We start from the raw sequence: 9,039 nt of genomic DNA, 5'->3' as shown, positions 1-9,039 counted from the left end.
TCATCTTCTGATATTTTTTCAGAAATTGATGCTTTAGAATCTTCGATTAAACAAGGTCTGGCACAAGTCAAAAGTTCTTGGAATGCGTCTAGTGGTACTTTTACGTTGCCAAAAGATTTGTCTTGGGCTAAAAGCATTAGTAATGTCAAGAATGCTAAAATAATAGCAGTTTATCAAGAACAGTATGGTTTTGATGATGAAACGATAGAATTATTACTTAAAACGCAAAAAGGTATTTCCTCAAAAAATGAGCATGAATATTTTGCTATGCTTGCAGGATTGTGTGATAATTATCGTGCGAAACGCTGGACAATAACAGCAGGAACTTTAGACCTAGAAAAAACAAAGGCATATTTCAAGAAATTAGGTTTGACAGATAAAGAGTTTGATAAACTTTATCAAGCAATTAATATACAACATAATCTAGTTTCAGATGATGATACACCTAACAATTTGAGAAGTCGTGATTTTGCTCATGAAATGGTTGCGTTAGCAATATTTACAAATTCAGATATAGTAGGCGATGTCACGTTGCCGTCAATAACACTAAAAGGACTGTTGAATGTTGTGATGTTTGGACAAATTGAGGCATTTTCAAGCTATAAAGGTGATATTGCCTCTACCAGATTCAGCATAGATGATATGCAAACTGATACAGATGTGAATAATATTTATAATAGATATTTGAAAAACAACACAAGTGTGTTATCTGAATACAATAAATATAATGAAGGATTATCAAATGGTCAAATTAATCGAGCAGAAGAATTTCTGAAAGGATTAGGAAATGGAGATTTGGCAAAAGGGAAAGAGGAGCTTGAAAAAATTGTCATGTCATATAATGGCGGTGATGAACAAATGGCTGGCAAACCAACAGTTTCTTATATCAAGCAAATTCTAGGAGAGGGGTTTAATCTTGATTATATAGACCGACTTCAAAAATATGACCAATATACAGATGAATATCAGAAACTTCTAAAAGAATATGAAAATCAGAAAAAAGAAGAGTTGAAAAAATACCTAGATTTCCTTGATAGGGAGCTAAAAAAATGAAGAGGAAATCATTTTATAATTTAGCGTTGATAGTGGTATGTCTTTTATTGACATCATGTTCTAACAAAAACACTTTGAAACTTCAAAAAGGAGATTACTTACCTGTACTGACTTCTAAGAATAATACTGTGGTTGAGGACTTGGAGAAAAAAGGTATCAAATCTAACTGGGATAAAGCAGGATTTAAAGGATATGAAAGAGGAGACAAAAAACTGCGTATATCAAAAAATGGTGTTGACTATTATTTTGATGTAAATGGTGCTACTGATATATACCTTGAATTACCTTTTAGATATGTTCATGGAACAGTTAATGGTGACATTGTGGAAGATTTTGAAAGAGTTGGTAACTTTAAAATAAGAGCTGGAAGAATGGAAGAACTTCATATTGGGATTGAAAGTATTTATACTACTGGAGAAGTTGAAGAAATTTCGATAACTGTTCATGGTGGAATGGACAATCCTGCTTATGTTTATAAAATGGCTAATCTTGATAAACCACTCCGCACAATACCAGCACTTGGAGAGACAAAGGTGGGTGTTGCAGAAATCAAATCATATCTACCCAATTATGAGGTAAAAAAGATAATTAAGCAGTGTGAAGAATTTCAAGCTGATATCAAAAATATGACATTGGAAAAATAATATTTTTGATGAACTAAGGAGTTGAAAAAAATGAAGAAGTTCTTTAAGAGTTCATGGAAAATATATACTATATTAGCTTGTATATTTACAACTCTTGTCATTGTGATTTGGCTTGTGATGTCATATTTGTCGCAATATCGTTATTCTTATGGTGTTTCTGGTGGGGATTTAAAAAATTTAGAAAATAATCATGAATTAGTTATAAAGGATTTGTCTCAAGACAATATAAATGCTAGTTATTTTTATGACGAAGATACATCATATGATTTGCTGAAAATTGAAGAAAAAAATGTGGAATATTTTTTCAATCATAACGGAATTGCTCAAATTCATATAAAAGGTAAAACAGGAAATATTGAAATAGAAAAAATGTCAGATAGTGGTAAAATTGAAAAAGTGATGTTGACTGCTTTTAGTGGAATAGATACTGCAAAAGCAAGTTACAATATCAATCAAATTTCTAAAGCAAGAGCCTATTTCTGGGGAGATTTAGCACCAAAAGAATTAGATAAAATGATGAAAGGCTACGTAGGTACAAATGATGAAATAAGAATAGTCGTACTTCAAGCTGAACAATATCAAAAAGATATAAAAAATATCTTACAGAGTGTTGAAGAATAAAAAAGCTTATCATGGAGAATGAATAACATATTTATCACATATCAAACTTGGCAGAAGTGATATTTGGTAATTATTGATGATTATATACTTTTCCAGATATGCCGTAATAGTGACGTTTTGAGCAGTTATGAAAAATGATAATCAATACAGTATCTTCAAAGAAGTTAAATAATTCAATAAGCTAAACTCCTTAGAAACATCAATTTCTAAGGAGTTTTTTTGACTATTCCATGAGATACCGATAGCTTTTATCGTTTTCCCACCCTCGTTAGATGTCCTCAATCATCATCTCATCTGCTATAATAAAGCTATCCAATAAAGTAGTAGGAGGCGACATGAAAAACGTTAATTTAAAATTTCACCATATCGGCAAGCCAATACCATTGTCAGAAATCATCAATCAGCCTGAAACGCGGTATGCAGCGCTGTTTGATATGTATACACTAGATATTCAAAATGACTTTGGTCTGCCTATTCAGCTCCATGCTTTTGGCGAGGCGTCTACGTTGGATGAGAAAATCAGGACGCAGGCGCACGTGGCCTTTACCTGTTCTGATATTGAGCAGGCGATTGCAGATGAAGTGGTCATCATGCCTTTATACGAACCGTTTGCTGGCTATCGCTGTGCTATGATTTGGGTCAATCAACAGTCGATTGAACTGATTGAAACGACACTTTCGGAAAAGCAGATTTGGGGAGATGGGCTGTTTAAGGATAGGCTGTTATACCCAGAAAATAAGGTGGGAAGCTGACCAGTTTGGGTCGGCTTTTTGCTATCCATTAGTAATTGAGCTACAATAGAAGTAACTAAGTAAAATCAGAAAGGGATAGGGCGATTTTGTGAGACAGTTATTGCGCCATGCCAAGGCATACCGAAAACAGATTATTTTAGGTCCTTTTTTCAAACTTTTAGAGACCGTGTTTGAACTCGTACTGCCTTTATTCATGGCGCGCCTGATTGACCAAGGCGTGAGAGCAGGACATCAAACGACCGTTTGGCAAATGACAGCTTGGATGGTGGCCATGTCAGTCATTGGCATGATTTGTGCGGTGATTTGTCAGTACTATGCTTCAATTGCGTCGCAAGGCTTTGGGACTGAGCTCCGCACGCAGCTCATGAAGAAAATCAACCAACTGTCTCACCAAGATTTAAATCAATTTGGAACAGATACACTCATCACCCGCTTAACCAGTGACATCAACCAACTCCAGCTCGCCTTAGCCATGCTAATTCGGTTGGTTGTCCGTGCGCCATTTTTGAGCGTTGGCTCTATTATCATGGCCTTTTATATCAATTGGCAAACAGGCCTGCTTTATTTAATTTTGCTACCGATTTTTTGTGTGATATTGTTTTTCATTGTGCGTTACAGCGTGCCGCTTTATCAACGTGTCCAAGAAAAATTGGATCAACTCAATGGACTGGTCAATCAAAATCTCAGCGGTGTGCGTGTTATTCGTGCTTTTGCTCGTCGTAAAGAAGATGTCAAGCGTTTTGATGATGCAACCGATGATTTGGCAACTATCTACCAGCGTGTGACCAATCTGTCAGCCTTGCTGTCGCCCGCAACGACTCTCGTTATGAACCTCGGCATTGTCGCTCTGATTTATATTGGTGGTTTTAAGGTCAATACCGGTCGCCTAGCACCCGGTGAAGTTCTCGCCCTCATCAACTACATGAGCCAAATGCTCCTTGCCTTGATTGTCGTCTCAAATTTGGTCGTCATCTTTACGCGTGCCGCAGCTTCAGCAACCCGCGTCAACCAAGTCTTTGAAGCAATGCCCGCTTTAACTCAGCCAGAAAAAGCGCAAACCGCAGCCAGCCAGCCAGATTTCATTCGCTTTGAAAACGTCGACTTTCGCTACGAGGTAAAAGGTGGTTTAGCCTTAGAAGATATCAGCTTTAGCCTTAAACCGGGCGAATTTCTCGGTATTACCGGCCCAACAGGGAGTGGCAAGTCCACATTGACCCAGCTTATCCCACGTTTTTACGATGTTGCAGCAGGGCGAATCACGGTCAATGGTCTAGATGTTCGATCGTGGGATTTGGCGGCACTTCGCCACCAAACAGCTTTCGTTCCACAGACCGCAGTGCTCTTTCATGGCACGATTCGTGAAAATCTACAGTGGGGGAAAGCAGATGCGACAGACGAAGACTGTTTCCAAGCCTTGGAAACGACCCAGTGTCGTGAATTTGTCGAGAAATTACCAGAAGGACTAGACACCATGGTCATGGAAAATGGTAAAAACTTTTCAGGTGGTCAACGCCAACGCTTAACGATTGCACGTGCCTTAATTCGTAAGCCTAATCTCTTAATTTTGGACGATTCACTTTCTGCCCTAGACTATCAAACCGATTTAGACTTGCGACAAGCACTCGCACGAGATTTAGATAGTGCTATGATTATTATTTCTCAACGCGTTCGCTCTATTCAGCAAGCTAAAGAAATCTTAGTCTTAGATAGCGGTCATTTAGTTGGCAAAGGTAGCCATGAATCGCTACTTGCAAGCTCGCCTGAATACCAAGCTATTGTTGCATCGCAGGAGGAAGAACATGACTAAAACAAAATCAAAAGCCTCGTGGCGGTTCTTTTTACCCTATCTACTTACTTTTAGATTAGAGCTTATCTTATCGATTATTTTTGGATTAGCTAGTGGTATTACAGTCGTTTTGACAACATATTACATTGGTTTAAGTGTCGACCAAATGGTTAATCAAGGTCAGGTTAACTTCTCAACACTTCGTCATATTTTAACGCTACTTGTGGGTGTCTTACTTGTGACGGTCATCAGCCAATGGCTCATTCAACGCTTGAGTAATCGCCTGTCTTATCGTTCAGTCGCTGTCCTGCGTAAGGACACTTACGAACACCTCAATCAGCTGCCACTACGCTATTATGATCAAACAGCTCATGGTAATATCGTCAGTCGTTTCACGAATGACATGGATAATATTTCAGTTGCTTGCGCTGCTGTTTTTAATCAACTTTTCTCTGGCATTACCGTTGTCGTTGTGGCATTAATTTTTATGCTCTATCTCAGTCCGATTTTGACCTTGGTCGTTTTGATTGCAACACCGATTATTTTTTTAGTGTCTTGGCTAGTTGCACGTGCCTCACAGCAGGATTTCGTTAGTCAACAACGGATTGTTGGCGATATCTCAGCCTATATCACAGAAATGATTGGCAATCAAAAAACAGTCAAGGCTTTTCAACGCGAAACAGTCAATCAAGCACAATTTGAGGATTTGAACCAAGAACTTTATGTCAGAGGTCAAAAAGCACAATTTTCTTCTGCTTTGACTAATCCCCTGTCACGCTTTGTGGATCATTTGGCTTATCTATCAGTGGGCTGCGTTGGTGGTCTCATGGCACTTAATGGGTCTGCAACAGTGACGATTGGTGTGATTTCTAGCTTTACCATTTATGCCAGTCAGTTTTCTAAGCCATTTATCGAGATTTCAGGGATTACGACACAGATTCAGATAGCCTTTGCAGGTTTGAAACGGACACAGGAGCTGATGGCTCAGCCGATTGAAACACCAGTTGCACCAGATGCACAGATTTTAGAACACGCTAAAGGTGACATTGACTTTCAAAATATTAGCTTTGGCTATAATCCAGATCAAGCCTTGATTACCGATTTTTCACTCAAGATCGCCTCTGGTGAAATGATTGCCATTGTCGGGAAAACGGGTGCGGGTAAATCAACCTTAATCAATCTTTTGATGCGTTTTTATGATGTCGATAAGGGAGCGATTTTGATAGATGGGACTGATATTCGTCATCTAACACGCGATAGTTTGCGCAAAAGTTTTGGTATGGTGCTGCAAGAAACGTGGCTCTTTGGTAGCTCACTACGTGCCAACCTATGCTATGGTCGTGAAAATGCGACAGATGATGAGATTTACGCAGCCTTGAAAGAAGCGCATATGTATGACTTTGTCATGTGTCTGCCAAATAGGTTAGAAACGCAAGTCGGTGCTCACGCCCTCAAAATTTCTGAAGGTCAACGTCAGCTTTTAACCATTGCACGGACGATGATTAGCGATCCTGATATGCTGATTTTGGATGAAGCGACAAGTTCCGTGGATACCTTAACAGAGCAAAAAATTTCACAGGCTTTCTTAAAGATGATGACGGGTCGCACAAGCTTCATTATTGCCCATCGCTTGTCAACGATAAAAAACGCCGACAAGATTTTAGTTCTCAATCACGGACAGATTGTTGAAATTGGCAGTCATGATGCCTTGATGGCACAAGAGGGCTATTATTATCAGTTACAGCAAGCCCAGTTCGCCAAATAAAGTTGATACCGAAATAAGTCTGAGATTTTTCTCGACTTTTTTCGTATAATAGAGTATAGGACACCGCTAAAAACTGCTTTTGATGACTTTTGATCTAAATTTTTCTGCTAGGCATTGCGATAAGGCTTGTGGCTGCGATTACTCGCCACAGAAAGCCCATTTGCTACTGCAAGGTGCGGAGCAATAACGACGTGATAGGAAAATTTAGCCAAAAGTGGCAAATCTGAGTTTTTAGCGGTGTCCTATGAACATTAAAATATTGGAGAAATCATGAAAACACGTGGATTTGAAATTATTACAGCTTATGAGAACGCAGGCATCGATCTGCCTACCAGAAGTACCGCACACGCAGCAGGCTATGATTTTATCGCAGCAGAAACCGTCAGCCTGAACCCCGACGACATCAAACTCATTCCGACAGGTATCAAGGCTTATATGCAGGCGGGAGAAGTGCTTTACCTCTATGACCGCTCATCAAATCCGCGCAAAAAAGGTCTGGTCTTGGTTAACAGTGTCGGCGTCATCGACGGCGATTACTATGGCAATCCTGACAACGAAGGCCATATTTTCGCCCAAATGAAAAATATTACCGATCAAGTCGTCGAAGTCGCCAAAGGCGAACGCATCGTCCAAGGCGTTTTTGCACCATTTCTATTAGCAGATGCAGATAGTGCTGACGGCACACGCATCGGTGGTTTTGGTAGCACAGGGGCATAAAATGGCGAAAGCAAAATCAAAATTCGTCTGCCAATCCTGTGGGTATCAGTCACCCAAATATCTGGGTCGCTGTCCAAATTGTGGCGCATGGAATTCTTTTGTCGAAGAAGTTGAAGCGAAAGAGGTTAAAAATGCGCGCGTGACCCTGACTGGGGAGAAAACGCGACCTGTTAAACTAGGTGAAGTCGAAAGTCTAGACACGCCTCGTGTTTTGACAGACATGGACGAGTTTAACCGTGTACTCGGTGGTGGTGTTGTACCGGGTAGCCTGATTCTCATCGGTGGCGACCCCGGGATTGGGAAATCAACCATTCTTTTACAAGTTTCAGTGCAGTTGGCGAATATTGGGCGTGTCCTTTACGTTTCAGGTGAGGAATCAGCCCAACAAATCAAAATACGAGCAGAACGTTTGGGTGATTTGGATTCTGATTTTTACCTTTATGCAGAAAATAATATGCAAAATGTTCGCGCCGAAATTGAAAAATTACAGCCAGATTTTCTAGTGATTGACTCTATCCAAACTGTGATGAGCCCTGAAATCACAGGTGTGCAAGGATCGGTGAGTCAAGTACGAGAAGTGACTGCAGAGTTACTCCAAATCGCCAAAACCAATAATATTGCCACCTTTATCGTCGGTCATGTGACCAAGGAAGGTAGCCTTGCTGGCCCTAGAATGCTAGAGCATATGGTGGATACGGTGCTTTATTTTGAAGGGGAGCGTCAGCATACTTTTCGGATTTTGCGGGCAGTGAAAAACCGATTTGGCTCAACCAATGAAATCGGGATTTTTGAGATGCAATCCCAAGGCTTGGTTGAAGTGACTAATCCCAGTGAAATTTTTTTGGAAGAACGCTTAGAAGGGGCGACAGGATCAGCTATTGTCGTCTCGATGGAAGGCACCAGACCGATTTTGGTTGAGATTCAAGCGCTTGTCACACCAACGATTTTTGGTAATGCTAGACGGACAACCTCAGGACTTGATTTTAATCGTGCCAGTCTGATTATGGCAGTGCTTGAGAAACGTGCCAATCTCTTGCTCCAAAATCAAGATGCCTATCTCAAATCAGCAGGTGGTGTGAAACTTGATGAGCCAGCAATTGATTTGGCTATCGCGGTTGCTATTGCCTCAAGTTATAAGGAAAAACCGACAGCGCCAGATGTCGCTTTTATCGGAGAAATCGGCTTGACAGGCGAAATTCGTCGGGTCAATCGCATCGAGAGTCGAATCAATGAAGCGGCTAAACTGGGCTTCAAAAAACTTTATGCCCCTAAAAATTCCTTGGTTGGTTTAGAAATCCCACCAGCTATTGAAGTTATTGGCGTTACGACTTTGGTCGAGGTTTTGCAGAAGGTTTTTACTTGAACAAGGCATTTTTTAGGTAAGTATGATAGAATAAAAATGTGTTGCTAAAATGGAAACACATTTTTATTTGTTTCGGATGGTAGCGCAACCAATCTATCATACGTCTACACATGAGTTTCGGCTTCTTGAGACTAGGAAAAAAGATAAAAGTCCGCAGACACTATCGTGTCTTGATGTCTTTTCCTATTTTTCATAGTCTCAAAGCAGTCGTCTCAACATCTTAACTAAGTCTAGTGGTAATAAGTCAAGTAAGACTTGTAAATTTATTTTACAAGATTTATGAAACTAAGGTACACTAAATAAGCCTACGAAAAATTCATTTTTTCGCAAGTGCTATC

At 40.0% G+C, this 9,039-nt stretch carries 8 protein-coding genes; all 8 read left to right on the top strand.

Annotation, left to right across the window (positions count from 1 at the left end):
• Positions 1–1,053, top strand: a 1,053-nt coding sequence (locus ACYQ21_RS13545) for a coiled-coil domain-containing protein (protein ID WP_460059044.1), incomplete at its 5' end; no start/stop codon positions are given.
• Positions 1,050–1,697 (top strand): hypothetical protein, encoded by a 648-nt coding sequence (locus ACYQ21_RS13540; protein WP_460059042.1) that lies wholly within the window; start codon positions 1,050–1,052, stop codon positions 1,695–1,697. The genes ACYQ21_RS13545 and ACYQ21_RS13540, both read left to right, overlap by 4 nt.
• 30 nt (positions 1,698–1,727) lie before the next feature.
• Positions 1,728–2,318 (top strand): hypothetical protein, encoded by a 591-nt coding sequence (locus tag ACYQ21_RS13535; protein WP_460059041.1) that lies wholly within the window; start codon positions 1,728–1,730, stop codon positions 2,316–2,318.
• Between the two features lie 335 nt (positions 2,319–2,653).
• A complete protein-coding gene (locus ACYQ21_RS13530) occupies positions 2,654–3,070 on the top strand; it encodes a hypothetical protein (protein ID WP_460059040.1) in 417 nt (138 codons plus the stop codon).
• Positions 3,071–3,158: 88 nt separating this feature from the next.
• Positions 3,159–4,877, top strand: coding sequence for an ABC transporter ATP-binding protein (locus ACYQ21_RS13525; protein ID WP_460059039.1), 1,719 nt, complete (start codon positions 3,159–3,161; stop codon positions 4,875–4,877).
• A complete protein-coding gene (locus ACYQ21_RS13520; RefSeq protein ID WP_460059038.1) occupies positions 4,870–6,621 on the top strand; it encodes an ABC transporter ATP-binding protein in 1,752 nt (583 codons plus the stop codon). Before ACYQ21_RS13525 ends, ACYQ21_RS13520 begins: the two co-directional genes overlap by 8 nt.
• A 270-nt stretch (positions 6,622–6,891) precedes the next feature.
• Positions 6,892–7,338 (top strand): dUTP diphosphatase, encoded by a 447-nt coding sequence (locus ACYQ21_RS13515; protein ID WP_460059037.1) that lies wholly within the window; start codon positions 6,892–6,894, stop codon positions 7,336–7,338.
• 1 nt (position 7,339) lies between these two features.
• Positions 7,340–8,701 (top strand): DNA repair protein RadA, encoded by a 1,362-nt coding sequence (radA, locus tag ACYQ21_RS13510; RefSeq protein WP_460059035.1) that lies wholly within the window; start codon positions 7,340–7,342, stop codon positions 8,699–8,701.
• Positions 8,702–9,039: the final 338 nt, after the last annotated feature.

Source organism: Pseudolactococcus yaeyamensis (assembly GCF_054658615.1).
This window is presented reverse-complemented; position numbering and strand designations above follow the sequence as displayed.

Coding starts and splice junctions, on each gene's coding strand:
- ACYQ21_RS13535 (WP_460059041.1), top strand. CDS start 1,728: ATGAAGAAGTTCTTTAAGAGTTCATGGAAAATATATACTATATTAGCT.
- ACYQ21_RS13520 (WP_460059038.1), top strand. CDS start 4,870: ATGACTAAAACAAAATCAAAAGCCTCGTGGCGGTTCTTTTTACCCTAT.
- ACYQ21_RS13540 (WP_460059042.1), top strand. CDS start 1,050: ATGAAGAGGAAATCATTTTATAATTTAGCGTTGATAGTGGTATGTCTT.
- ACYQ21_RS13530 (WP_460059040.1), top strand. CDS start 2,654: ATGAAAAACGTTAATTTAAAATTTCACCATATCGGCAAGCCAATACCA.
- ACYQ21_RS13515 (WP_460059037.1), top strand. CDS start 6,892: ATGAAAACACGTGGATTTGAAATTATTACAGCTTATGAGAACGCAGGC.
- radA (WP_460059035.1), top strand. CDS start 7,340: ATGGCGAAAGCAAAATCAAAATTCGTCTGCCAATCCTGTGGGTATCAG.